Annotated in this window: 17 protein-coding genes and 3 pseudogenes; 4 read left to right on the top strand and 16 right to left on the bottom strand. The window is 33.8% G+C overall.

All coding sequences use genetic code 11. From position 1 onward, the window contains the following. Positions 1–46 precede the first annotated feature (46 nt). The 3 genes and pseudogenes from OEI98_RS01925 to OEI98_RS01915 all read right to left on the bottom strand — a co-directional run bounded on the left by OEI98_RS01925 (position 47) and on the right by OEI98_RS01915 (position 3,455). Positions 47–1,371 (bottom strand): annotated as a pseudogene (locus OEI98_RS01925) (hypothetical protein). Beyond that, on the bottom strand, positions 1,355–2,497 hold the full coding sequence (locus tag OEI98_RS01920) for a DUF58 domain-containing protein (RefSeq protein ID WP_266039252.1): 1,143 nt from the start codon (positions 2,495–2,497) through the stop codon (positions 1,355–1,357). Before OEI98_RS01920 ends, OEI98_RS01925 begins: the two are co-directional and overlap by 17 nt. Positions 2,498–2,516: 19 nt before the next feature. Continuing rightward, positions 2,517–3,455 (bottom strand): AAA family ATPase, encoded by a 939-nt coding sequence (locus OEI98_RS01915; protein WP_266039251.1) that lies wholly within the window; start codon positions 3,453–3,455, stop codon positions 2,517–2,519. Positions 3,456–3,647: 192 nt separating this feature from the next. Between OEI98_RS01915 and OEI98_RS01910 the strand changes: the two genes are divergently transcribed. From OEI98_RS01910 to OEI98_RS01895, 4 genes are read left to right on the top strand one after another with little or no spacing between them, the layout of a single operon-like run. Beyond that, entirely contained in the window at positions 3,648–4,064 is a 417-nt protein-coding gene (locus OEI98_RS01910; protein ID WP_266039249.1) for a Fur family transcriptional regulator, read from the top strand. A gap of 18 nt (positions 4,065–4,082) precedes the next feature. Then, on the top strand, positions 4,083–4,964 hold the full coding sequence (locus OEI98_RS01905; RefSeq protein WP_004399782.1) for a metal ABC transporter substrate-binding protein: 882 nt from the start codon (positions 4,083–4,085) through the stop codon (positions 4,962–4,964). Between the two features lie 6 nt (positions 4,965–4,970). After that, positions 4,971–5,735, top strand: coding sequence for a metal ABC transporter ATP-binding protein (locus tag OEI98_RS01900; protein ID WP_004399781.1), 765 nt, complete (start codon positions 4,971–4,973; stop codon positions 5,733–5,735). Then, positions 5,728–6,522, top strand: coding sequence for a metal ABC transporter permease (locus OEI98_RS01895; protein WP_004399780.1), 795 nt, complete (start codon positions 5,728–5,730; stop codon positions 6,520–6,522). The genes OEI98_RS01900 and OEI98_RS01895 overlap by 8 nt, the downstream gene beginning before the upstream one ends. A gap of 65 nt (positions 6,523–6,587) precedes the next feature. Here OEI98_RS01895 and OEI98_RS01890 read toward each other — a convergent pair whose 3' ends face one another. From OEI98_RS01890 to OEI98_RS01820, 13 genes and pseudogenes are all read right to left on the bottom strand, one after another. After that, positions 6,588–7,928 carry a GH1 family beta-glucosidase gene (locus OEI98_RS01890; protein ID WP_266039244.1) on the bottom strand — a complete coding sequence of 447 codons (1,341 nt, stop codon included), beginning with the start codon at positions 7,926–7,928 and terminating at the stop codon, positions 6,588–6,590. A 44-nt stretch (positions 7,929–7,972) separates the two neighbouring features. Further along, positions 7,973–10,444 carry a beta-mannosidase gene (locus OEI98_RS01885; RefSeq protein WP_266039241.1) on the bottom strand — a complete coding sequence of 824 codons (2,472 nt, stop codon included), beginning with the start codon at positions 10,442–10,444 and terminating at the stop codon, positions 7,973–7,975. A gap of 67 nt (positions 10,445–10,511) precedes the next feature. Continuing rightward, a pseudogene (locus OEI98_RS14940) lies at positions 10,512–11,449 on the bottom strand (ABC transporter ATP-binding protein). Further along, positions 11,446–12,399: an ABC transporter ATP-binding protein gene (locus tag OEI98_RS01870; protein ID WP_019907307.1), complete on the bottom strand. Its 954-nt coding sequence runs from the start codon at positions 12,397–12,399 to the stop codon at positions 11,446–11,448. Before OEI98_RS01870 ends, OEI98_RS14940 begins: the two are co-directional and overlap by 4 nt. Before the next feature lie 5 nt (positions 12,400–12,404). Then, entirely contained in the window at positions 12,405–13,247 is an 843-nt protein-coding gene (locus OEI98_RS01865) for an ABC transporter permease (RefSeq protein ID WP_019907306.1), read from the bottom strand. Beyond that, positions 13,244–14,236 carry an ABC transporter permease gene (locus tag OEI98_RS01860; RefSeq protein ID WP_004399774.1) on the bottom strand — a complete coding sequence of 331 codons (993 nt, stop codon included), beginning with the start codon at positions 14,234–14,236 and terminating at the stop codon, positions 13,244–13,246. The genes OEI98_RS01865 and OEI98_RS01860 overlap by 4 nt, the downstream gene beginning before the upstream one ends. 17 nt (positions 14,237–14,253) lie before the next feature. Further along, positions 14,254–16,011 carry an ABC transporter substrate-binding protein gene (locus OEI98_RS01855; RefSeq protein ID WP_029688468.1) on the bottom strand — a complete coding sequence of 586 codons (1,758 nt, stop codon included), beginning with the start codon at positions 16,009–16,011 and terminating at the stop codon, positions 14,254–14,256. A 305-nt stretch (positions 16,012–16,316) separates the two neighbouring features. After that, positions 16,317–17,330 carry a LacI family DNA-binding transcriptional regulator gene (locus OEI98_RS01850; protein WP_019907304.1) on the bottom strand — a complete coding sequence of 338 codons (1,014 nt, stop codon included), beginning with the start codon at positions 17,328–17,330 and terminating at the stop codon, positions 16,317–16,319. Positions 17,331–17,782: 452 nt separating this feature from the next. Continuing rightward, positions 17,783–18,868, bottom strand: a complete 1,086-nt coding sequence (locus OEI98_RS01845) for a LacI family DNA-binding transcriptional regulator (protein ID WP_004399772.1) — start codon at positions 18,866–18,868, stop codon at positions 17,783–17,785. Between the two features lie 476 nt (positions 18,869–19,344). Next, positions 19,345–20,114 (bottom strand): annotated as a pseudogene (locus OEI98_RS14935) (hypothetical protein). 38 nt (positions 20,115–20,152) lie between these two features. Beyond that, on the bottom strand, positions 20,153–20,914 hold the full coding sequence (locus OEI98_RS01830; protein ID WP_003869880.1) for a TSUP family transporter: 762 nt from the start codon (positions 20,912–20,914) through the stop codon (positions 20,153–20,155). Between the two features lie 274 nt (positions 20,915–21,188). Next, complete coding sequence (gene dusB / locus OEI98_RS01825) at positions 21,189–22,154, bottom strand: tRNA dihydrouridine synthase DusB (RefSeq protein WP_004399761.1); 966 nt, start codon at positions 22,152–22,154, stop codon at positions 21,189–21,191. A 139-nt stretch (positions 22,155–22,293) separates the two neighbouring features. After that, positions 22,294–25,974 carry a 5'-nucleotidase C-terminal domain-containing protein gene (locus tag OEI98_RS01820; protein WP_266039218.1) on the bottom strand — a complete coding sequence of 1,227 codons (3,681 nt, stop codon included), beginning with the start codon at positions 25,972–25,974 and terminating at the stop codon, positions 22,294–22,296. Positions 25,975–26,204 lie beyond the last annotated feature (230 nt).

Genomic DNA, 26,204 nt, shown 5'->3' with positions numbered 1-26,204 from the left:
ACTTTCTATAGTACTATTATATACGATTTATTCCAACAAAGTAAATCTAAATTTGTTTCAAATTTTTTATAATTTCTCTTAACTTTATTTCAAATTCCTTTACTTCCTCATATTGAGGATAATAATTTCCATATCTTACTTTTTCGTAAAGAGCTGTAATTTCCTCCATTGCAGAATGCACAAAAGGAAAAACTTCCACCACTTTTTTATAAACATCTTCACTAGAATGGTTGCCTTTTACAAGAATTTTGTTTTCGTATAAGTGTTTTAAAAATCTTTTATAATAATACCTTACCCTTTCCCTCGAATCCCTATAAATTTTTACTCGCTCTCGAACATTTTCAGCTATTTTCTGGCTTATGCCTTTTAATTTTTTATATGTTTGCAAATCCCCAATTTTTATATCAATCTCTTTTTCTTCTGTAAAATCCCTTTCATGCTTTTCTTTTTGTAGCTTTGTTATTGCTTTTACAATATACACCATCAAAGCAATTATTATGACAACAGCTAATAAAGTAGCTATTCCATTTATCATGTGGACAAGCCAAGCATAATCCTGAGGAATCTGCTCCTCAAACATATTTTCCTTACTATTATCTTGTTTTAAGGCTTCCTCCATCGCCTTTTTAAAATACTCTTCGTCTATATGCAGCAGGCTAAAAAGCCTTGACAACATTAAAAACAAACCATAAGCTAAATAAGAAGCGCCATAAACAAAAATTTTTACAATGCCTTCATACAAATAATGATAGATAAATCCTCTCACAGCAGGAGAAGAAAGTAAAATCATAGTTAAAATTATAAGGCTTACTGCTGCCCACTCAAAAGCCGAAACTCTTTTATTTGAGCTATTATCGGCGTATCTAAGATTTTTAACTTCCAAAAGCAAAAAAATGCTCAACAGAATATAAATAATGCTATATTTAGGAATTATCAATATCCCCTCAAGAGGCATAAAATAGTTCGCAATATTTATGACAAATAGACCTATTAACTGCTTATAAAATTGTTCTACATTTAACATCTCATTAACGAATATTCCTCTGTTTTTTACTCCTCTTGACCAAATATACAAAAACACAATGAATATGGCCACAAGTTGATAATAATTTTCACTAATTATTGTACTCAATAAAACGCTAATTACAACACCTATAGTTAAATTCAATTGTTTATAAGATTTTTCGTTCATCTCAATTTCTGCATTGTTAAAAACCCCGCTTATTAAAGAAGCTAAAAGGATTATTCCAAAGGAAATACCTTTTTCTCTAATAAAAAGCCCATTTAATAGGTGTAAATTAAAAATACCATCATGCCGTCTAAAACTGTCAAAAACGTCCTCACAAACTTTTCTCTATCCCACAGTTTCAAGTTGCTTCCCCTCTTCATTATAAAAGAATAACTTAATATTTGTTGGCAAATGACCAATTTCATTAGGCTTTATTGAAACAATTGAAATTTTTGTATTTCCTATGTCAGAAAGAGCATTTGCAACTTTATCATCTACAAAAGGCGTTACAACCACTAAATCTGTGCCCCATGACAAATGATTTGTCATAATCCTTAAAATTTCTTCAAGGTCATATCTCTTAAAAAAAGACAAACCTGCAAAAACCTCAAGAAGCTTTGAAATCTGAGATTCTCCTGCAGAAGGCTCTATAATACTGTAATCCCCCTCAAAAAGGCAGATAGCATTTGTAGAAAATCCAACAGGAATGCCTTTTTTTAATAAATCCACTGATAAAGAAGCTGCTACTTCCACTGCCTTTTCAAACTCTTGTAGGTCAATAGTCTTAAACAGATACCTGTGAAAATCAATGTTAAACAATATCATTATTTTTTTATCTGCTGTATAATCATATTTATTCACTTTTAATGTCTGATTTTTGGCAGTGGCTTTCCAATTTATGTCTTTATAATTGTCAGAAGGAGTATAATCTCTGATTCCACTTATCATAATAGGGTCTTCTATTATCCATCTTCTTACAAACACGTCTCCTTGAAGAGAATCAGCCACAACAAAAGAACTATTCAAATCTATTAGATTAGGATAAACCACCAGTCTCGCATGAGCCAATATTTCACTTTCATATTCCTCACTGCCAAATAAATCGGTAGAAAAAACTTTAACGGGGTCAAAAAGATTGTATACTCCCCTTTTTATACCTACAATTTCAAATTTCCTTGTAATCCTCTGAAAAGGCATCATAGAAAGCACTGTAGTGTGAAAATACTTAACTTTATCATTATTTTCCACCATAGATGATTTTACCATTTGAAGTTCCACAGGAATCTTTTGCTGTAACTTCAAATAAGTAATAGGGAAAATTTTTTTATTTACAAGTGTAACCTTAAGCGTTGTCTTTTCTCCAGGAAAAATAGCTGGATTTTCAAATTTCCGTTCTATTTTCAAATCCTTAAAAATGTATTTTTTATAAAGATTAGCTTGCATGGCTAATACAAAAGCCACAACAAGAATAAACCACAAAGCATTCATTTTCAAAACCACCTAATTTCTATTTTTCAAGAGGGATTGGAACTTCTTCTAAGATTCTTTTCACTACATCTTCCGCCTTTAAATTTTTAAGTTTACCTACCCCTTTTAAAATAATTCTGTGAGAAAGCACAAATGGTGCAATATACCTTACATCGTCTGGTGTCACAAAGTCTCTTCCTTTTATATAAGCATAAGCTTGAGAAGATTTATAAAAAGCCAATGTAGCCCTTGGGCTTGCTCCCAATTCTATCTCCCTATCTTCTCTTGTCCTTTCAATTATATCTAAAATATAATTGGCAACATCTTTTTCCACATACACATTGGTATACTCTTTTTGCATTTTTATTATATCCCCTTTGCTGCAAACTGGCTGAATATTCTCTAAGGGACTACCTTTATCAAAAAGGTCTATTATTCTCTGCTCTTCCTCTCTTTTAGGATATCCCATTTTTATTTTCATCAAAAACCTATCTATTTGAGCCTCGGGAAGAGGAAAAGTGCCGTAACTTTCTATAGGATTTTGCGTAGCAATAACAAAAAAGGGTTTGTCTAAAAGATAAGTGACACCGTCTACAGTTACCTGCCTTTCTTCCATACATTCAAGAAGGCTAGACTGAGTCCTGGGTGTCGCTCTATTTATCTCATCAGCTAACAATATATTGGTAAACAAAGGGCCTTTTTTAAACTCAAATTCATTGAGTTTTTGATTGTAAACATTTATCCCTGTCAAATCGCTAGGAAGTAAATCGGGAGTAAATTGCACCCTCTTAAACTCACAACTAATAGATTTAGCTAATGCTTTGGCAATAGTAGTTTTACCAACTCCTGGCACATCCTCTAAAAGAATATGCCCTGAAGATATTAAAGCTGTAAGCATTAAATCAATTACTTCTCTTTTCCCTACTATCACTTTTTCAATGTTATTCCTTATGTCTTCTAATATTTTTGCATATTCCATCCTATCACCTTTTTCCAAATAAATTTTACCTTATCTTTTTATTATAGAAAACATTTTCTGAAATTTCAATAGTATATGTAAAAGTTAACATTTAATTTAAATTTATGCAAATTTCCTATTGACTTTTTTGCTAAATTGTAATATCATCTTAATTAAGAAATATTTCTTATTTAATAAAGGGTTGTGATTAAAATGCATAAGCAAGAGGCAATAAAAAAATTAAAAGAGCACAATTACAAATTAACTCCTCAAAGGGAATTAATACTGGATATCATGTTAAATCAGCAGGGGTATCTTTCTGTGAGACAAATCTATGAAAAAGTAAAAGAAGTCTTTCCTCAAGTAAGTATTGACACAGTTTATCGCAATTTGAGCCTTTTGAAAGATATAAATATTTTAAATGAAACGACAATTGGCAATAATATTATGTATGTAATGCGAAAAGAAATACACAGTCATAGCATGAGATGTTTAAAATGCGGCAAAATCTTTGAACTAGACATATGCCCTCTCGAACTTTGGATAAACCAGATAAAAGACTTTGAAATTGTAGACCACAAAATAGAAATCGTTGGTTATTGCAAAGATTGCAGGAGCAATAAAAACTAACTATAGGAGGTAATATTTATGAAAAAAACATTAATCGCTATACTGCTTATCATGACTTTAATTTTAGGTATAACCTCTTGTGGCACAAAAACAGTAGAATCTTCAAAACCTGTAGTATATGCATCTTTTTACCCAATTTATGACCTTGCATCAAAAATTGGTGGTGACAAAATAACAGTAAGAACTATAATACCGCCAGGAATCGAACCCCACGATTGGGAACCTGCCACAAAAGACGTGGCAGAAATGACAAAGGCAAAAACTATCCTTTACTTAGGTTTGGGAATGGACTCTTGGATTGACAAAATAAAAACCAATGCTCCAAATGTAACATTTTATGAAGTATCAAAAGGCATAACTCCAATTGTCGAAGGCAACGAGACAAATCCCCACATATGGCTTTCTCCTAAAGAGACCTTGATAATGGCTAAAAACATAAATGAAGCCTTGCAAAAGACCTTTCCGAATGATAAAGATTATTTTGAAAAAAACTATCAAAATTTAAAAACTACATTAGAAACTCTTGATAAAGAGTACACTGAGACTCTTTCACAGACAAAGCACAAAACCTTTATTGTATACCACCGCGCTTTTGATTATTTAGCAAGAGACTATGGCTTAAAGCAAGAAGCATTAGTAGGTTCAGATGAAGAAGCAGAGGTAAGCCCTGCTAGAATGACAGAAATTATAAATCTTATAAAAAGTAAAAATATAAAATACATTTTCACAGAACCCTTGACTTCTCCAAAGCCTATACAGACTATAGCAAAAGAGACAGGAGTACAAGTTTTGCCTCTTAGCACAATCGAAGGGCTTACTAAAGAAGATATAAAGAAAAAAGAAGATTACATCTCTTTAATGAAACAAAACCTTGAAAACTTAAAAAAAGGATTGGAGTAGGTGAAAATGAACTTGGTTGAACTTAAGAATGTCAGCTTTGCTTATGATACTAAAAAAATATTAAATAATATTTCTTTAAAAATAAATAAAGGAGAATTTGTTGCAATCATCGGACCTAATGGGTCCGGAAAAAGCACTTTAGTCAACATTATGGTAGGAAATCTCATTCCCACTTCTGGTGAAGTTTTGTACGATGGAGTAAAGCTGCAAAATATAAAAAATAGGTCTTTTATAAGTTATGTACCCCAAAAGTCTTATTCCTTTAATGCCTCTTTTCCTGCCAGTGTAGAAGAAGTAGTATCAATGGGATTATACGCAAAGAAAGGAATATTTAAAAGACTTTCTAAAAAAGATTGGGAAGAAGTATATGAAGCTTTAAGAATTGTAAACATGTTCGATTATAAGCATAGTTTAATAGGAAGGCTATCAGGGGGACAACTACAAAGGGTCTTCATAGCTCGCTCTTTAGTTGTAAAACCAGAAATACTTTTTTTGGATGAGCCTACAACGGGAATTGATGCGAAGTCTGAAAAAGCTTTATACGCTATCCTTGAAAAATTAAATAAAGAAAAAGGTATAACTATAGTAATGGTAACCCATGACGTTTGGGCAATTACTGATAAAGTATCAAGGATAATATGCATGAGTGAAGGTAAAATAAATGAAAAATGTGAAGCCGTCGACCTTACAGCAGGAGAATTAGCTGAAGTATATGGATATCCAGTAAAAATAACAAAACATCATCACAATGGGAGTGTTAAAAATGATTGATATTTTTTCCTATGAATTTATGAGAAGAGCATTTATAGCCGGAAGCATTATTTCAATAATTGCACCTTTAACAGGTAGTTTTCTTGTCCTAAGACGGCTTTCACAAATAGGAGACACCCTTTCTCACGTTGCTTTAGCAGGAGTGGCAGCAGGTATTTTACTTGGAATAAATCCTACATTAGGTTCCATAATTGTAGTACTTTTAGCTTCTTTTGGAATAGAAAGACTGAGGAAGGCATATTTCAGGTATTCAGAAATATCAATAGCCATAGTAATGTCTGCAGGAATGGCAATTGCCATAATTCTTTTGAGCTTATCTCGTGGCGGCGCAGCCAACATAATGAATTATCTGTTTGGAAGTATTGTGTCTGTAACAAACACTGACGTCCTTTTGATTTCAACTCTCGGTATCGTTGTAGTGGCGTCAATTATGTTGCTGTACAAAGAGTTATTGTACATCACCTTCGATGAAGAAGCCGCAAAAATTTCAGGGATACCCGTAAGCTATATCAATTTCTTCTTTACAATACTAGTAGCTTTAACTGTTGCCCTCGCCATGAGAATTGTAGGTGCGCTTTTAGTCTCAGCCCTAATGGTAATACCGGCTGCCGCAAGTTTAAGAATCGCCAAAAGCTTTAAACAGACAATATTTTATGCAATACTCTTTTCCTTTATATCAGTTTTTTCAGGAATATTTCTATCCTTTTACTTAAACTTATCCCCCGGTGGAAGTATAGTTCTCGTCTCGCTTTTAATAATGGGACTCGTTTCATTAAAGAAGAGGTAAATAAAGAAGAAGAGGCTGTTTGACAATCAAATTTTTAACAGCCTCTTCTTGCTTTTTATCATTTACTACTCAATAGAATTTTTCTGTATTACCTCTTTATACCACAATGCACTGTCTTTTAATATTCTCTTTTGCGTCTCATAATCCACATAAACTATCCCAAATCTTTTTGAATATCCATGGGCCCATTCAAAATTGTCCATCAGCGACCATACGAAATATCCTTTTAAGTTACCTCCTTCTCCTATAAATTTTGCTGCTGCTTTTAAGTGCTCTTTAATGTATTCTATTCTTTCATCGTCGTGTACTCGTCCATCCTCTGTCACTTCATCTTTAAATGCTGCTCCATTCTCTGTGATATACATAGGCAGTTTTGTATATTCTCTATCTAGCCTTTTTAAAAGGTCATACAAAGACTCTGGGCTTATCTCCCATCCCATCTCCGTCCTCTTACCTGGCCCCGGCACATTCTCTGCCTTTAGCATGGAATCTTCATCATATTTTACAATACTTCTTGTATAATAATTGACTCCAAGAAAATCTATCGGAACACTTATAGTCTCTAAATCTCCTTCTTTTATAAAGTCAAATTCTCCAATTATTTTACTATATAATTCCACCATATCCTCTGGATAATTGCCTTTGAATATTGGATCTAAAAACCATCTGTTAGAAAATCCGTCAGCATATTGGGCTGCTAATTTGTCTTCTTCTTTTTCACTGGCAGGATATGCAGGGGTTAAGTTTAGTGTTATACCAATTTTACTCCCTTTTATATTCATTTCTCTGAAGGCTTTTACTGCTTCTCCATGGGAAAGTAGTATATGATGAGCTGCTATTAGCGCCTCTCTGTAGTTTTTGTGCCCAGGCGCATGTTCTCCTATGCCATAGCTTAATATTGAGGAACACCATGGCTCATTATGAGTTATCCATAGGGGTATCGCATCGCCTAATTCTTCAAATAGCTTTGTGGCGTATTCTACATACCATTTTATACTTTCCCTATTTAGCCAGCCTCCTCCTTTGTCATAAGCCCATTGGGGTAAATCCCAGTGATAAATTGTTGCAGCTGGTACTATATCTCTTTTCTGTAATTCATCTATTAACTTCTTGTAAAAGTCCATCCCTTTTGGATTGTATTTCCCTTCCTCAGGGAAAATTCTTGGCCATGCAATTGAAAATCTGTAAGCTTTTACTCCTATTTCTTTTAATATCTCTACATCTTCTTTATAGCGGTGGTAATGGTCACAGGCTACATCTCCTGTATGGCCTTTATAGGTCTTCCCTTCTGTTTTTGAAAATGTGTCCCATATGGAAGGGGTCCTTCCGTCTTCATTTACCGCTCCTTCTATTTGGTATGATGAGGTAGCTACACCCCAAACAAAGTCTTTTGGAAATTTTATCAATGAAACCACTCCTATTCTTTGATGATATTTGTTGTAGCTTTATTTTATATATCTGCTATCAATTGAGTAATATCAAAAGCCTTAATCCCTTTTGGCTTATTTGAAAAACTTACTTCATATTCTTTCCCTGGCATCATATTTAAACAATTGTCAGATAAATCTATATCATTCTCAGTTTCTATGAACACTCCAAAAGCTGGAACATCTGTTGTCAAGATTATTTTATCTTCTTTTATTTCATAATTAATCTTTGGCTTTACTACATCTAAATCCCTGAACTTATCAAACACTTTATAGTTTTCATAAGTCTTATCATCAGCAATTATTTCTACGTATACTACACTCTCGAGTAATTCTTTATTTTGCTCTACTGGCAGTGTACAACCAGGTATTGCTATAGGCATTTCTTTTACACTGTATCCAATATTTAATTCGTCAAATTTGTAATGGGCTATTTTTGTGACATCATTTGCTATCAATCTAGTCTCTAATTGTTTTTCTGCAATTTTCTTACCATCTAATTTGAAAACTTTTATAACTACTTTTGCCTCTTTATCCTCTAACAAATCGCTTATTCCATAAATTGTTATACCGTCGCCTTCTTCCTTTATATGCGGTAAAATTTCTGCATAAAATCTCTTTGAATAGTAATACAATGCTTTTTTCCTCTTGTAATAATCTAATGAAGACCAACTCGCTACAGGCCAACAGTCGTTAAGCTGCCAGTACAGTGTCCCTGCTGTCTTAAATTTTCTTGACCTCCAATGTTCTACTCCTGTTTTTATAGCCTCTGCTTGGTTAAATTGACTTAAGTAAACAAAGCTTTTAAGGTCTTTAGGAAATCCTAAGTGTCCTACCATAAACCTTACTAATCTTTCCATTCCTTCAACCATTTTGTTGTGAGAAATCATAACTGGACTCAGTATTGTCCTATCTTCAGGAGATGTGTAAGAAAGTACTGTTTTCCAATCTGGCATTGATTGGAATCCAAATTCACTAAGAAATCTGCCCTTATCTTTTGTGTACTCTTCATAGTCTACCCATCCACTCCACACATTCCACTGATGCCTATCGCCTTCAGTTTCACTATTCGGATCTTCTCCTCCATAAGGACTTGATACCCAATAAGGCCTTGACGGATCTAATTTTGCACACACTTTAGGTAATATTTCTTTATAAATGTAATTGCCCAAATATTTTGGATCTCCATTATCCCACCATGAATGAAATCCCCAATTGTTTTCATTATTCCCACACCACAATACAATGGAAGGATGATTTCTAAGACTTAATATGACTTTCTCGGCTTCTTCTTTTGCTAATTTTTGAAACCATTCAAATTGGTCAGGGTACTCCGCACAGGCGTACGTAAAATCCTGCCATACCATTATACCCATTTCATCACAGGCATCATAAAATGCTGGATCTTCATATATCCCTCCTCCCCATATTCGTAACATGTTCATATTTGCATCTTTTGCAAGTCTTATATATTCATAATAATCTTCCTTGGTTAATCTAGGTAATAGGTTGTCAGCTGGTATCCAATTGGCTCCCTTTGCAAAAACTTTTATTCCATTAATTTCAAAGATAAAAGTTTCTCCTTCCTCATCCTTTTCTCTTACCAACTTCACAGTTCTTATTCCGCTTCTAAAGCTTTTTTCATCTATTATTTCTTCACCCGCTAAAAGTCTTATTCTTATATCGTAAAGTGGCTGTTCTCCAATTCCATTTGGATACCACAATTTAGGATTTTCTATAAGCATTGTGGTTTTTATTCTGTTCTTTTGAACTTTTACTCGCTTTTTCCCATATGAAATGTCGTTATGTATTATCTCTATTTCAGCTTCAAAATCTTGCACTATATACCCTTCTATCTCTGCACTTATTACTACATAAGCTTTGTTTTGCTCAATTTTTTCTGTATAGAAATATGGATTTTTAATCTCTGCATATTTTACTAAAGACAAGTATGCACCTCTCCATAAACCAACTTGAACTATCCTTGGTCCCCAATCCCAACCATAAGAATATTGAGCTTTCCTTACATAAGGCCTACCACTTTCTCCTGACCATTCAAGTTTCACAGGACTTGTTTGTTCCATAGCTTTTATAGTTTTTGTTATGGAATCAAAGTGCACTTCCAATACATTATTTCCATCTTTTACTATGTCTTTAATATCAAATTCATAAGGTATAAACATATTTTGTACTTTTCCTAAATGTATCCCATTTAAGTATATATCAGCAAAAGTATCTATTCCTTCAAAAACTAATTTTATTGCGTCATATTCATTTTTGTCTTTTGCATTAAAATCAAATTCTTTTTTGTATACCCATTCTTTTTCTTCTAATTTGTGAAATTTTATCTCATTCATTCGATAATAAGGATCTTCTATTTTCCCTAGTCTTATTAAATCTAGCTGAACACATCCTGGAACTTCTCCTTCATACCACTCGCTAGCATTTGACTCTCTAAAATGCCATACTCCATTTAAAGAAATACGTTTTTCCATAATTAAATCACCTTTTTTAAATTTTCTTGCCTTACCATTTTTACTGTAATTTAATTTCTATTTTTAATCAAAGTTTTACACAAGCAACATAATGGTCTTCCTCTACTAATTTAAGTGTAGGTTTAAAGCAACTTGTATCTGCTATAGGGCATCTATCTATATACTTACATAGTCCCTCTTTCCATATAGCCTGCTTTTTGTCCGAATCTTCAATATCAATTCTGTCAGTTTCCCATTTTCTATCTAATTGTGGTATTGAGTCTAATAGCATCTGTGTATAAGGATGTCTGGGATTAGAAAAAACTTTTTCTATTGAGCCCATCTCTACAACTGACCCTCTATATAAAACCACTATCTTATCGCTTATATAATACGCCTGCGAAAGGTCATGGGTAATAAACATTATAGCAGCTCCTATTTCTTTTAAACTAAGCAATGCTTCTAAAACATCTACACGAGTTGAAGCATCTAACATACTGGTAATTTCATCTGCTACTAATACCTCTACATCCATCAGTAACGCTCTTGCTATTAATAATCTTTGAAGCTGTCCTCCACTCAATTGGTGTATATACTTGTTTAACACATCTCCAGCATTCAGTCCCACTTTCTTTAATACATTTTCTACTCTATCATTCCATTCTGATGCAGGCACTTCTTTTTAAAGGATTGTCTTACTAATTTAAATACTCTATTTACTTTAAATATTGGGTTAAAAGAGGAAAAAGGGTCTTGAAAAATTCCTTGTACTCGTGAGTAAAACTCTTTATTGTTTGATAAGTTCCAAATATCCTTATCCTCAAGTAAAATTTGGCCACCACTTGGTTTTAGCAATTTTAACATCATTTTACCTATTGTAGACTTTCCACTGCCACTTTCACCTACTAAAGCTAAAATCTCTCCTTTGCCTATTTCAAAGTTTACATCATCTACTGCTGTTATTGTATTTTTGCTAAATAAAAACCCCGAATTGAAAATCTTTGTAAGATTTTTGGCTTTGATCATAAGTCTTTCACCTTCCAACAAGCCACAAAGCGGCCTTTATTGATTTCTTTAAGTGGTGGCTCTTCTAAACAACTTTCATCTGCAAATGGGCATCTATCTTTAAATCGGCATCCTGCTGGAGGATTTATGAGATTAGGAGGATGACCAGGGATACCCTCTAATTTTTCTTTTGTATGACGTATTCCTGCATTAGGCAATGATTTAATCAGAGCTTTTGTATAGGGATGCAAAGGATTCGCTATTATTTCTTCTGTCGGACCAATTTCCGCCACTTTCCCTGCATACATTATAACTATCCTATCCGCTATTTGATATAAGACTGCTATATCATGGGTAATAAATATTATTGAGTTTACTATCTCCCTATCTCTAAACTCTTTAAACATCAGTGAGACTGCTTTCTGAGAAGATACATCAAGGGCTGATGTGACTTCGTCTGCTATTAAAAGGTCTGGATTTAATAAAGTTGATATTACTAATACTAGTCTCTGTTTCATCCCACCTGATAGTTCAAAGGGATACATATTAAGAACGTCTTTTGAAAGTTTTACCATGTTTAAACGCTCATGTAGCCTTTTTTCTATTTCCTCATATTTTATTTTGTGTTGTCCCACTAAGTCCCTTATTATCCCCCCTATTTTGCGGGTGGGATTTAAAGCATCCATAGCATATTGGGGAATAAGAGAAATTTTTTTATAGCGATACCTCCTCATTTCAGTATTATTGTCTATTGGCAATTTTTCTCCGTTAATCTTTACCTCTCCTGATACATATTTCATTGGCGGCTTTAAAAGTATCAATGAATTACCCAGGGTTGATTTGCCACAGCCTGATTCTCCAGCTATACCCAATATTTCTTTGTCATTTATTGTAAAAGTTACATCATCTAATGCTTTGGCATCACCATGCAATGTTTTGTAATAAATTCGTAATCTTTCTATTTGTATCAAATTGGTCACTCCTCCCTCAGCCTTGGGTTAAATATCTCATCAAGGCCTATATTGAGAAAATACAAGGAACTTACTATCATTGTGATTGCCAACCCTGGAGGAACAAACCACCACCACATTCCCAATTGAATTGCGTTCCATAATACTGAGTACTGCATCATTAAGCCTAATGAAATTCCCCTTGTTGGTCCCAATCCTATAAAATCCAATCCTACTGCTGCTAATATTGCTCCTGCAAACTGCAATATGAATACCATTACTACGTAGGACATCATGTTTGGCGCTATTTCTTCTAAAACTATTTTTAATGGTCTCAATGCTGTTATTTTGGCTAAATTTACAAATTCTCTTGATTTTAACGAAAGAGTTTGGGCACGTACAGCTCTTGCTGTCCATGGCCATGCCGTCAAACCTATTATCACGCTTTGTATCCCTATTCCTCTATAGGGTAAATAGGCTGCTATGATTATGAGTAAAGCTAATGTAGGTATTACTATTAATATGTTCGTCAACATCATTAAAATGTCATCTAATAATCCGCCTTTGTATCCTGCTATAAAACCAATTAAAAGCCCTATTATTGTGGCAAGTCCTCCTCCAAATAATCCAATAAAAAATGTCGACCTTAGTCCGTACACAAACTGGGTAAAGACATCTTGCCCAAAGGTTGTTGTCCCTAACCAGTTTTCTCTGCTTGGAGGAAGATTGCTCATGCTTACATATTCTAATGGGTCTTTATAAGGAGAAATATAAGGTCCAATTATAGCCAATATCAGAAAAAATAGTAATATTGTCAAGCCTATCTTAAATTTCGTGTTTTTAAACGCAAAATATATAAACTCTTTCATACATTTTCTCCTCCAAGTCCTAGTCTAATTCTTGGATCAACAATCATGTATAGTATATCAACTAAGAAATTCGCAAGTAATACCCCTATGATTATAAACAAGAAGACTCCTTGTACCAAAAAATAATCCTGATTTAATATACCTTGCAATAACATATATCCCATTCCTGGATAAGAAAATACTACTTCTGTTGCTATAGATCCCGCTACGATTGTACCTAATTGCAAGGCTAAACCTGTAATCTGTGGAAGTATAGCATTTTTAAAAGCATATCTCCTAATAAGCCCTTCTGATGCTCCTAACGCTTCTAAATACCTTGAATAATTGGCTTCAAGTTCATATATAATTAGATTTCTCATGCCTATTGCCCAACCACCAATTTGTACTATAAATAGAGATAAGAAAGGTAATATCCAATGTCTTAAAAAGTCTACTACAAATTGCCATGACCAATTGGGTCTCATACTAAAACTATAAGCTCCTGCAATAGGGAAAATCCCAAGAACAACACCTAATGCCCATGCTAATAGTATTCCTAACCACATGTATGGTATAGATGTAAGGATATAAAAAATTGGCAACATTCTGGAATCTAAGCTTCTGTGTCTCGCTGCTACTGCTCCTATATAGTTCCCTACTATCCAACTTAGTAAAATTGATGGCAATAACACTACTAATGTGTAAGGTATAGCTTGTGCTATAACATCTAGAACCGGTTTAGGATACATATAAATGCTAATTCCTAAATCACCTTTAAACAATGCTATCCAAAAGTTAAGGTATTGCTTCCATAAAGGTAGATCTAAGCCAAAAGCTTTGATTAGATACCCATACATTACTTTTGCTGACTCTGGTAACCCCGAAAATCTTGAAACTAATACAAGAATGGGGTCCCCAGGCATAAACCTGGGGATTAACCAGTCAATTGTTACTGCAAAAAAGAAAGTCAAAATGTAAATGTACAACTTCTTTATTAGATAACGTAACATTTATATACCCCCATTTATTATTGCGAAGCTTTCGGTTTTATCTTCATCAACATCATCGTACCACCTGTCTGCCATCTGCCACCCCAAGTAACTGGATACGCATATGGGTCATGTTCTGTTGGCCAATTCTCCCATGCTGCATTTGATGCTTGGAACCAAAGTCCATTGTACCAAAGTGGTATAGCTGGCATATTCTTTAAGAAAATCTCTTCAAGTTGTGCAGCTGCTTGCTTAGCTTCTGGACTTCCTAACTTCGTTTGGTTGAATTTTGCTATTAAATCTTGTAATCCTGGCACATCAAAACGTCCAAAGTTTCCGTTATTCTGAGGACCGTTTTCTTGAACTTTGTTAAATAGCCAATTATACAAAGTCCATGGAGTTGACGTGACTTGGCTGCCAAAGTTATTAAATGATAAATCAAATGTTCCTTTCGTTAAATCCTCATAATATTTACTATAATCTGGAAATTTAGCTTCCGCATCAATTCCTACTGCCTTTAATTGATCTGCAACTATCTTAGCTGCTTCCATCCAATCTGTCCAACCATATGGTACACTAATCTCTAACTTAAATTTTTTTCCATCAGGTGATGTCCTTACTCCATCACTTCCTAATTTAAATCCTGCTGCATCCAAAATAGATTTCGCTTTTTCTGGATCATAGGTATATCCATATTGATCAACTACATTTTTATCATAATATTCTTCCCAAGCCTTAGCCGGTACAAATCCTAATGGATTTGCTGGTTCTACTTGGTTTTCATATACTTTTTCTGCTATTACCTTAGGATTGATTGCATATGCCATTGCTCGCCTTAATTCAACATTGTTTAATGGAGATTTAGTGGTATTGATAAACATAAACACAGTATTATCTGGAATCATATATGGTGGATTGTCATAAAAAGTCGTTACACCATAGTTAGTTTTCAAAGTTGGTATACCTGGAAGGAAAAAGTTACTTAAATCTAATTCACCTTTCATTAACATTCCCAATGCAACGTTGTTACTCTGTACCATTAAATAAACTATCCTCTTAGGCGCTGGTGTCATATTCATTGCTTTTATGCCCCACCAGTTGTCATTCCTCTTGTAGACCATACGATCATTGCTATAAGTGTCAAATAAATAGGGTCCTGAACCTATGGCCTTCTCGTTTGCACCATTTAATATATCATCCTTAGATTTGTCTGCCCAAATGTGCTTTGGAATTATTGGTATCTGATACAAGTTATATGCCCATTCATGATAGTTTACAGTTGAGAACTTAAATATTACTGTTTTGTTGTCCGGTGTCTCTATAGATTGCAACCATTGCCACATCGGGCTATAATAAATCTCTGAATATTGCTTTGCTATTTCAAATGTAAATTTTACGTCCTCTGATGTTAAAGGTTTTCCATCTTGCCATGTGAGCCCATCTCTTAAAGTGATTTGATAAGTATTATCAGAGGTCCATTCACCTTTCTCTGCTAACCATGGTATGAATTCGTTTTTAAGTGGGTCATAGTTGAATAATGTTTCATAAATCAATCCCACTGTACCCGTTACAGCGTTCCATGGTGTTAGCGGATTCCAGTTGCTGGGTGGCCCCCACAATCCGCCTCCAAAATATACTGTTTCATTTCTTTGATATGTCGTCTCCTGTGCAACTTGCTGTGTATTTGCATTTTGCTGGTTCGATTTATCGCTTGTTTCTTGACTCTTTTGTCCACAGCCTGCTAACGCGCCCATTATTAGCATTAACACTAATAATAGACTTAACAGCCTTCTCATCCTAAAAATCCCCCTTTTTGGTTTGTTGTTTCCTTTTATTTTAAAAAATTTTATTTTACTCCTCATATTCCCCCTTTCTTTGAATTTTTTAAAACAAAAGGCCTCTCAGCCTCTTGTTTTAGGCTATCGTAAAATTGGTTTTGTATTAAATTTATAAAAACGTGTTTATTATTTGATGGATTCTTTAATATTTTACATTCTAATATCACGCATATCACTATTTAACACTACAAAAACTATGTTCTAATATTTTCAAAAGAAATAAAGTTTTTAATGAACACGTTATTATTCACTTTAAAAATTTTTTACGTAATTTTTTTTACCGAACCACGAACAATTAGATTTGTGTTTAACCTAATATCCTCATATATTTTCTCTGGATTATTTATTCGATATACAAGTTGTTGAATAGCTTTTACGCCTAATTGTTGTTTAGGAACATTTATAGTAGTTAAAGGAGGATAAGAAATCGCTCCCATCTCAATATTATCAAAACCAATCATAGAAACGTCTTCAGGAACTTTTATATTTAATTCAGACAAAGACCTCATAAATGCCAATGCAATTTTATCATTGGCACATATCCAAGCGGTTGGAAAATTAGTATCATTTACATTTATTTTCTTTTTAAAATAATCCATGTCTTCTAAAAAATTTGGCCCTTTTAAATTTATATCAAGCCACACAAATTTGTCGTCGATTTGTATCTTAAATTCTTCCATATACATAATATACGCTTGATAACGTTTTTTAAAACTATATGACCATTCGTTATTACCAATAAATCCTATTTTTTTATGCCCATTTTGAATTAAGTAATTTATTGCATCATAAATCCCTTTTTCATTCGCCGAATTGATATAGTCACTGTTTATTTCTTCACTATAATGGTCGACTATAACAAGCGGAATTTCTAAATCCTTGATCTTTTTAATAAATTTATTATTTAAAGTTCCAACTATAACTATACCATTCGTTAAATCCTTATTTATAGTTGAAGGAATATCCAGGTTTTCTTCACCTTCGATATCCACAGCTGTAACACTTAAAGCTATATTATTGCTTCTTGCAGCATTTTGAATACCTAATAATACATTCGCCCAAAATGTTGACTCAACAAGAAAATCTTCTCTGCATAATACAGCAACATTCAGCATCTTGTGAGAATTTTTAATCTGATAACCCATTTTTGTTGCTGTACTTAAAATCTTCTTCCTCACTTCGTCACTTACTCCATCCAAACCTCTTAAAGCCTTAGATACAGTATTTTTTGACACACCTACTACTTCAGCTATGTCTTGTAAAGTTACCTTTCCCATTTTACTATCACCATACTATCATAGAGATTTGTTACTTTGTTAAATATTTTATTACACAGTTACTCTGTTTATTTTAAACATTTTTATAACTTTATTTGTAATTATAATGTAATCGTCATGTAATGTCAATAGAAACTTGAAATTTTTCGTTTCTCGAATTTATTATTCCTAATAAAACGTATACTAAGACCAATTAATGTTTATTTTTAAGTTAATATTAGATTATTTTTAGATTATATTTGAGTTACAAACTTATTAAGTACCTTAAATTAAATCTTGTTTTGAATCCACCATTGATTACCATTTTTTGTGAAATGGTAAAACTAATTAAATCACCAAAAGCAAACATTATCACAAACGAAAAAGTAATAAACTTTTAGACTTTAAAATAATTTTTCTTATTATTACTTAACACGTGTTCACAAATATTCATAAATAAAGGCGTAACGCCTTTATTTCATAGTTAGTGCATATTTATCATTTATTTTTTCTCTTTGCATTTCAATTCTTTTACAGGATTCTCTTTCTACAAGTTTTACAGGAACAACAAATTTAGCTGTAATAGCTATTTCTTCTTCAATAGACTTAATCAAATTTTCTACCGCCAATTCCGCCATTTGCAATAAAGATGCACTCATGGTCGTCAAAGCAGGTTTTAAATAACGAGATATTGTAATATCATCAAATCCGATTATAGAAACATCTTCAGGCACTTTATATCCCATCTCTTCTAAAGCCTGCATAGCTCCTATAGCCATCTGGTCGTTTGAAGCAAAAATCGCTGTGGGCTTTGCCTTTTTAAATAATTTATATGCAGCTTTATAACCACTTTCTTCAACAAAATCGCCTTTTACAACTAAGCTGCTTTTAAAAGGAATACCCGCTTCTTTCAATGCTTTTTTATATCCTTCTAATCTTGCAAATCCAGAAAGTTTTTCCATATCACCTGTTATATGAGCAATTTCCGTATGCCCTAAATTGATTAGATATTTTGTCGCTTCATACGCACCATTTACATTATCCATGTTCACTATAATGCTTTTGTTAAAAGCGTCATCTTCATCTTCCCTAATTTCCTGGTCGATTACAGCAGTCTTCAATCCAGCCTCAATTAAATTTTTTATATCTGGATCATCATTTTTTACTCCAATAAAAATCGCACCGTTTATAGTCTTGTTATAAAAGACTTCTCTTACTTTCTTGTAATCTCTTGTTTTGTAAACAGTTATCACAAGCACGTTATAGCCTAATTGATTCGCAAAATCAATAACCGCCGTCGTAAAAGGCCCAAAGTAAACATTATCATACACCTTATGAATATCACTATTTTTCTTTAAATCAACTATCACCAATCCAATAGTTTTTGAACTTTTTCCTCTAAGCATCCTTGCTGAAGCGTGAGGAACATAATTATATTCCCTGATAACTTTTAAGACCTTTTCTTTAGTCTCAGGCGGAACATTCGGATAATTATTTATTACTCTTGAAACTGTACTACGTGAAACACCTGCAATCCTTGCAATATCCTTGCTATTCATGCACCTTACTCCTTATTAAGAGATAATTATAAATTCGTGTTTCTCTAATTATAATACAAATTTCCTTATATTTCAACAAAAGAAGCCCTCACCTGCTACAAAAAATTATTTTATTCTGTTCTCTATTTTTCAAGTCATATCTCGGTATTACGCCTGTACTTTTTTAAATCTTACCATGCAAAGAAGTGCCATATTTTTTAACACTATATTATGCTATTATTTTTAAAAGCAATATGTTATTAAGAATCTTTATAACACAATCTTATAAACACGTGTTTACGGAATTATTATATAATATAACATTTACAAAAGTCAATATGACTTTTGATTTTCTTTTGTTTTCAAATTATCAGACATCTTACAACAGCCTGAAGGTCGAGCTTTAGTTTTGTCGCTTTGGAACATCGGAGCGACGATGCAAAATATCTCCTTTGAAAATTTTTTAACTTTGTCAACAAACTGAGGGATAGTACATACTATCCCCTTGAATACTCAAAAACTTCAGTATATTCACTCATAAAAATGTCAATAGGTAAAACCCAATATCCGTCATTATAGTCAATATCAATACCTGTAATTTTATAATATCCTCTCCAAGGAATCAATGAACAATACCAAACTTTTGAGTTGCTTTTATGAGCACTCCAATAATATCTCTCTCCTATATGTTTTGCTATTTCATCGACAACTGCAATTCTTTGTTGTAAAGTGGTATTGGGCACATAAAGTCCCCATGCTTCTCCAAAGTTTTCATGATAAAATCGAATAGACTCGTATATTACTCCTTTATTTGGTTCTGCAGTGAGTAAGCATTCATCATCAACGCTCCCATGATATCTTCTGCTATCGAATATAGCAGCATGTCTAATAGCACCTTGTATGTGAAATCCCGGGCTTGTGGCTAAAACAATATCGCCTATAGTAAAATTTTCAAAAGAGATATTGTTGCGATAGACTTCTTTTTTCTTTTGGAAGAGATGTTTATCCCAAATGCTTCTTCATAATATACGTTTTTTAACAGTTCATAAAGGCTGATTTTATATCTTTTCTCTTCAAACTTTTCCTCATAGGGTTTTGATATCATTATGTGGTCTCCAATTTTCAAAAATCTATTATAAAAAGTTTTTTTGGGTATTGTGTTTTTCCTTTTAATTGCCTCTTTTTGATAGAATTCTATAATGTCAATTCCTTTATATTTTTTTGTTCTATTTTCCTCCCACATATATGCATCATCTCCATGATACATATATGTGGTTAATCCCTTTTATTTGTGCATGTCTTACTTTAATGATTTGTTATATCAAAAATCATTTTCACTGCATACAACAAAGTGACAGAAATCAATATAGGCCTTATAAGCCGAGCTCCATTTTTTATAGCCAGCTTTGTCCCCAATCTTGCCCCCAGTATCATTGCTAACGCCATGGGAATTGCAATAGAATACAATATCTTACCATGTAACGCAAACATAATTAGTGAAGTTATATTGCTTACAAAATTCAGTATTTTCCCATTTCCTGCACTTATTTTAAAATCATAATTCAAAAGTGTTAAGAATAAAAAAATGTAAAATGAACCTGTTCCCGGTCCAAAAAAGCCATCATAAAAGCCAAGAATTATAGAAATTATAAGGCCTATTGCAATAGTCTTTTTATTAACGCCTTCAAATTTGTTTTCATTGCCTATATTTTTAACAAACAAGGTATATATTGCAACAAACATCATTAGAATAATTATAATTATCCTTAATTGCGAGCTATCTAACAAAAGTACAGTTTTGACTCCAAGAATTGCACCTAATAAAGTCCCAAATACTAAGTATTTTAACAAATCTCCATCATACACTCTATACTTTATAAAAGTTAAAGAACTAGTAAAAGAAGCACAAGAAGCAGCAAATTTGTTAGTTCCAAGCGCAAAAGCTGGAGGTACTCCAAGTACTAAAAGCCCTGGAAGGCTTATTATACCGCCTCCACCCGCTATAGAATCAATAAAAGCAGCTGCAAATCCTATACCGCAAAGTGCTACAATATATTCAATTGACAACGTTACCACCTCAATGTAAATAAAATACTCCTCAATTTATAATAGCATCTCTTTTACATTTTGTCACTTATCTTTTAAAAGTCCTGCTAAAATCGCTGCAGGACTCAGGCTGTAGACAAGTTTTTTAATAAGCTTCCTCTTTTTTGCGCAAAGTGCATTTCGAAGTATCTTAGTGTGTCCCCTCTGCTCAAAACAAGCCTTAGGCATACTTAGATACTTAAAATGCACTTAAGGATATAAGCAGGAGACTTTTAATACAATAAAAAGTTAGTCTTCAATCTGCATAGGTCTTTGCTATATTTAATAAAAACTCTTTTATTTGCTCATATTTTTCCATTTTAAATACTGCTTCCCTGAGTTTGGCGCTGCCATATAATCCCTTTAAATACCAAGCAATATGTTTTCTCATTTCAAGAATACCTGTACGTTCACCTTTGTATTCTATCATCATTTCCAAATGCCTGATAATCACTTCTATTTTTTCTTGTATTGTCGGCTCGGGAAGTAATTCTCCGGTATTTAAAAAATGTACAGTTCTTTTAAATATCCAGGGATTACCCTGCGCCCCTCGTCCTATTAAAATTGCATCGCATCCCGTTTCCTCCAACATTCTTTTTGCATCTTCTGGTGTAAATATATCGCCATTACCTATAACAGGTATTTTTACACTTTCTTTGACTTTTTTTATTATACTCCAGTCAGCTTTTCCAGAATAAAATTGTTCTCTCGTCCTTCCATGTACTGCTACTGCTTTAACGCCAACCTTTTCAGCAATTTGTGCTATTTCCACAGCATTTACGTGATTATCATCCCACCCTTTTCTTATTTTAACTGTCACAGGTTTATTTGATGCTTTCACAACAGATTCCATTACTTTTTCTGCTAATTCTGGTTTCAGCATAAGTGCCGCTCCATCACCATTTTTAACTATTTTAGGGGTAGGACATCCCATGTTTATATCGAGAATTAAAGCTTTGCTATCATTTAGCCTTCTTGCTATCTCCCCCATAATATCTGGATCAGAACCAAATATTTGAAGAGCCACCTTCTCTTCCTCATCAATATCTGTCAACACTTTTGTATTTTCACTGCCATAATAAAGGCCTTTGGCACTAACCATTTCTGTGTATGCAAGGCCACAACCCATTTCTTGGCAAATCAATCTAAAAGGCTTATCTGTAACCCCTGCCATAGGAGATAAAAATACGTTATTTTTTAAAACTACATCGCCTATTTTCAAACTTATTTCATCCTTTCGCTGTAAATCTCCTGTATATAATCCACTTACCTATATATTTTATCACATATTTTCTTCTCTCCAACAGTTTTTGCAAAAGAGAAAAGCTGCGGTTTCCCACAGCTTTTCTCTTCTTTACCTCTTATTTTGTATATTTTGCGTATACATATCCAAATCCGCCATTATACTGTATCTGATACCATCCATTATATTCTCCAACTACTTTTAGTTCTGTACCATATGGTACTGCTCCTATCTTCTTTGCATTTATAGAATTCCCTACTCTTACATTTAATCCGCTCTTAGCAGTGACTTTTACAGCTTTCAAAACAGTTACATTTGACGGATTTGGCGTTGCAGCAACGTATTTGCCGTAGATGTATCCTGTCTCGCCATTGTAGTCAATCTTGTACCAGCCGTTGACTTCTTCAAGCAATGTCACAACTTTTCCGGCAGGAAGTACTCCTATAATTTTGCTTGAAGTGCTTGCGCCTGCCCTCACATTAAGCGCTGATGCAGTTACAATGCCATAGTTGTATACAGGTTGTGGTGCAGGTTGTGGTTGCGGAGTTGGAGCAGGTGTTAGTTGTGTTACTGGTGATGGTGTTTCTTCTGCCACAGGAGTAGTTGATACATACCAGTAATTCTCGACGGTTGGTGTAATTGTACCATGCTCTTGAATATATCTGATCATCAAATTCCTTACCTGTCCGTCGTCGCCATAAGCTTTTGCGGAATCAAATACAATTTCTGGATTTGTTATTCCAGCAGCTTGCATAAATCCACCGCCGCCGTTGAATCTGTAGTTGTTTATTGCTACTGTGAATACATCGTCATCTTTTACAAGTTTGCCATTGACTTTGAGATTCTTAATTCTATGTCCTGCAGGTTGTGTTAAATCTATTACATAGCTTGCACCGTACAATTGGTCAAGATTGTAATCAGGTATATTCAAAGTAGGATCTTTTGTTATAGGATCATTTGGCGAGGAGACTTGTTTGTAATACCTTGCTGACCATTCCAACCAGTCTTTTAACTGTTTCCCAGTCATCTTTATTCCATACAAGTAATTTTCATATACATATACACCCATGATGTCTTGAATTGTTATATCGCCTTTCAATATCTTCGCTGAACTGCTAAGTGGTGCAGCAATTGATAGATCAGTTTTTGCATAATATTTTTGAACTTTATTGATGAGGTCCATTATAGCTGTCTCTTTTACTGTCTGTTCAGTACCTAAGAAGTCACCTGTTGCAACACCGATTTTTGTTCCTATATATTTAAGTGTTGCATCTTGATATGGTTGTGCAAGGTTTAAAATATCTGAATCTGCTTGTACAGAATCATCCATTTTTATAGTTGCACTCCATTTGCTATCTATTACCCATTTTCCATCAGCATTTTTGCTTATATTAAAGTTTATCTGTGATACATATTGTCCCCATTTACCAGGTTCTGTCACTATAACTGTTTCGCCTGCCGGGTTCTTATATGTGTGCTGTGATATAATAGCATGTGTATGTCCTGCAACTATTGCATCAATACCATTTACTTGAGTTGCAACGGCTTTAACTTGATTTTCAGGTATTACATCTGTCGGTGATTCTTCACCAGAGTGAATTGTAGCAACTATTATATCTGCTCCTGCTTCTCTTAATTTGGGTACCCACTTATTTGCTTCCTCTACAAGGTCATTGAAGTGTAATCCTGCATAGTGGTCTTTGTCTTCCCATGATGGTATAGTTTTAGTCGTAAGGCCTAATATACCCACTTTTACAGGTCCTTGTGGCGTATCAAATGTCTTAATATAGTAAGGGTCAACAAAGTTTGTTCCGTCACCTTTGTAAGTATTTGCTGAAAGTACATGTATGCCTTCATTTCTCATATCATTTATAATCCTGTTTAAAACGTCAAGCCCATAATTGTATTCATGGTTGCCCAATGTCCAGGTGTCATATTTCATTGCTCCCATTACTTTTGCTAATGGATGTTCTGTAGTGGTATCTATCTTGTCATAATAGTAAGAAAGTGGTGTTCCTTGTATTGTGTCTCCATTGTCTACTAATACCACATAAGGATATTGCGCTCTTACCTGTTTTACATAAGTAGATACCTTTGCAAGACCTTGGTTAGCTGATTTTGCAGTATTGTAGTCCCATGGGTATATATTGCCATGTATATCTGACGTAGCAACTACTGTTATTGTCGCATCGCTCATTTTAGCCGGTGCAATTCTATTATCTATTTTCGAAGTAACTGTCTTTTGAGCTTTAACTGCATCTATGAATGCATCTCTTACAAGCTTATATGTATCAACATAAGTTTTTGCAACATCAGGGTCTGTAAAACCTTTAAAGCCATCTCCGCCAGTGCCCATAAAGTTGTTTGTCGCAACAAGATAAGTTTTATCCATGAGTATTGGAGTTCCGTCGGACTTTCTCATGTCAAATACTCTATTCATGGTAGGTTTACTTGGATCATATTTAAAGGAAAGTCCTGCAACTTGTATGCCTTTTCCTCCATCTTGAACAGCCTGTTCAAGGATAGTTTTTACTTGCGCACCTGTCATTTTCATTGTAACTATTGTGTTGTCAAAAGGCATCAGCTGATACATCATTCCAACAGTTATATCGCCTTTTGGAATATCTATCCTAAGCCCACCATTATTGGCAAATCCAAAATCTGCTCCAACTGCATACTTTGTCACTTGTGCTGCCCAATTGCCTAAGAGAGAATCTCCATAAGGCTCAGCACTTTGAGTCCTTGTCAAATCTATTGCAGCTTGACCTATCACTTCGTTAAATATTGGTCCTACATCTTGAACAGCTTTATCGACAATGGCTTGTACTTCAGGATCCACTACAGGATTTTGTGTAGAATACAAACCTGTAATATCAATGTATTGCATATCGCCTGTTGTAACTGTGCCATCATCATTTAATGTTATCTTTAAATCGATGAATCCTCTGCCATAATAGTAAGCAACCCCTACAGGAATTCCATTTACTCTTGTAGTGACAATTGAATGTGTATGTCCACCAAATATAGCATCTACACCTTTAACTTGTTTTGCAAAGTCTATAAGATTGCCTGTTGCATTACCTGACTTATCTTGATATGCACCCATATGTGCCAGTACAACAACAATTTGCACACCTTGTTGTCTTAACTGCTGCGCTAAGTCATTTACAATTGGAACAGGATCTTTAAATTCAACATTTTGTATATATGCAGGCATTATTATATTTGGGAATTCTTTATTGTCTACGATGCCAATTATGCCGATTTTTACTCCATCTCTTTCAATAATTACATAGGGCTTTACATAACTCACAGGCTTCCCAGTTGTTTTATCATACACATTTGCTGCAAGAACGGGAATTGCTGAATCTTTAAGTGTAGCATTTTGCGTATCAATTACTGAATTAATACCCCAGTCATATTCGTGATTCCCAAGAGTTATTGCGTCAAAGCCAATGTTTTTCATCATGTCAATAACTGGCTGTCCTTTTAAGACGTTGGAAAGCGGCGTTCCTTGGAACATATCTCCGCCAGATAAAATTACAGTTCTGTCAGGATTTTGAGCTTTTATGTCTTTAATTTGTTTTGCCAAAACACCTGCTATTTGCTGCTTATAAATTGTCCCATCACTTAATTTACCATCGTTTTGTAAATAACCGTGAAAATCGGTGACTTCTATAAAGTCAAATGTTTTTGACGTTGCAGCAAAGGCTATCTGCGGTACCGCAGAGAAAAACATACTAAATACCATTATTGCTGCAACAAATATTGCAAGTATCCTTGACCTTGACCTAAACATTTACATCCTCCTTTTACTCGTATTTTTCTTAGAAAACAAATAGATTTTCAACGATCACCTCCATAAAAATTACAGGAAAAATTTTAGACATTTTAAGTATACCAGCGGAGTGTTAAATATAAGTTAAACTATTATTAATTTTGTGTAAAGTACATCATACATCAGATGTCAGACAAGTCTTAATATAATTATATAAAAGACTTTTTTGACCTTCAACAGCGATTTAGGGC

This window comes from Thermoanaerobacter sp. RKWS2 (assembly GCF_026240795.1).
Taxonomy (GTDB): Bacteria; Bacillota; Thermoanaerobacteria; order Thermoanaerobacterales; family Thermoanaerobacteraceae; genus Thermoanaerobacter; species Thermoanaerobacter ethanolicus.
Note: the sequence above shows the minus strand (reverse complement) of the source record. Positions and strands in the feature narration are given on the sequence as shown.

Excerpts from the sequence above, each read along its gene's own strand:
- OEI98_RS01920 (WP_266039252.1), bottom strand. The coding sequence starts at position 2,497 with ATGAATGCTTTGTGGTTTATTCTTGTTGTGGCTTTTGTATTAGCCATG.
- OEI98_RS01915 (WP_266039251.1), bottom strand. The coding sequence starts at position 3,455 with ATGGAATATGCAAAAATATTAGAAGACATAAGGAATAACATTGAAAAA.
- OEI98_RS01910 (WP_266039249.1), top strand. The coding sequence starts at position 3,648 with ATGCATAAGCAAGAGGCAATAAAAAAATTAAAAGAGCACAATTACAAA.
- OEI98_RS01905 (WP_004399782.1), top strand. The coding sequence starts at position 4,083 with ATGAAAAAAACATTAATCGCTATACTGCTTATCATGACTTTAATTTTA.
- OEI98_RS01900 (WP_004399781.1), top strand. The coding sequence starts at position 4,971 with ATGAACTTGGTTGAACTTAAGAATGTCAGCTTTGCTTATGATACTAAA.
- OEI98_RS01895 (WP_004399780.1), top strand. The coding sequence starts at position 5,728 with ATGATTGATATTTTTTCCTATGAATTTATGAGAAGAGCATTTATAGCC.
- OEI98_RS01885 (WP_266039241.1), bottom strand. The coding sequence starts at position 10,444 with ATGGAAAAACGTATTTCTTTAAATGGAGTATGGCATTTTAGAGAGTCA.
- OEI98_RS01865 (WP_019907306.1), bottom strand. The coding sequence starts at position 13,247 with ATGAAAGAGTTTATATATTTTGCGTTTAAAAACACGAAATTTAAGATA.
- OEI98_RS01860 (WP_004399774.1), bottom strand. The coding sequence starts at position 14,236 with ATGTTACGTTATCTAATAAAGAAGTTGTACATTTACATTTTGACTTTC.
- OEI98_RS01855 (WP_029688468.1), bottom strand. The coding sequence starts at position 16,011 with ATGAGAAGGCTGTTAAGTCTATTATTAGTGTTAATGCTAATAATGGGC.
- OEI98_RS01850 (WP_019907304.1), bottom strand. The coding sequence starts at position 17,330 with ATGGGAAAGGTAACTTTACAAGACATAGCTGAAGTAGTAGGTGTGTCA.
- OEI98_RS01845 (WP_004399772.1), bottom strand. The coding sequence starts at position 18,868 with ATGAATAGCAAGGATATTGCAAGGATTGCAGGTGTTTCACGTAGTACA.
- OEI98_RS01820 (WP_266039218.1), bottom strand. The coding sequence starts at position 25,974 with ATGTTTAGGTCAAGGTCAAGGATACTTGCAATATTTGTTGCAGCAATA.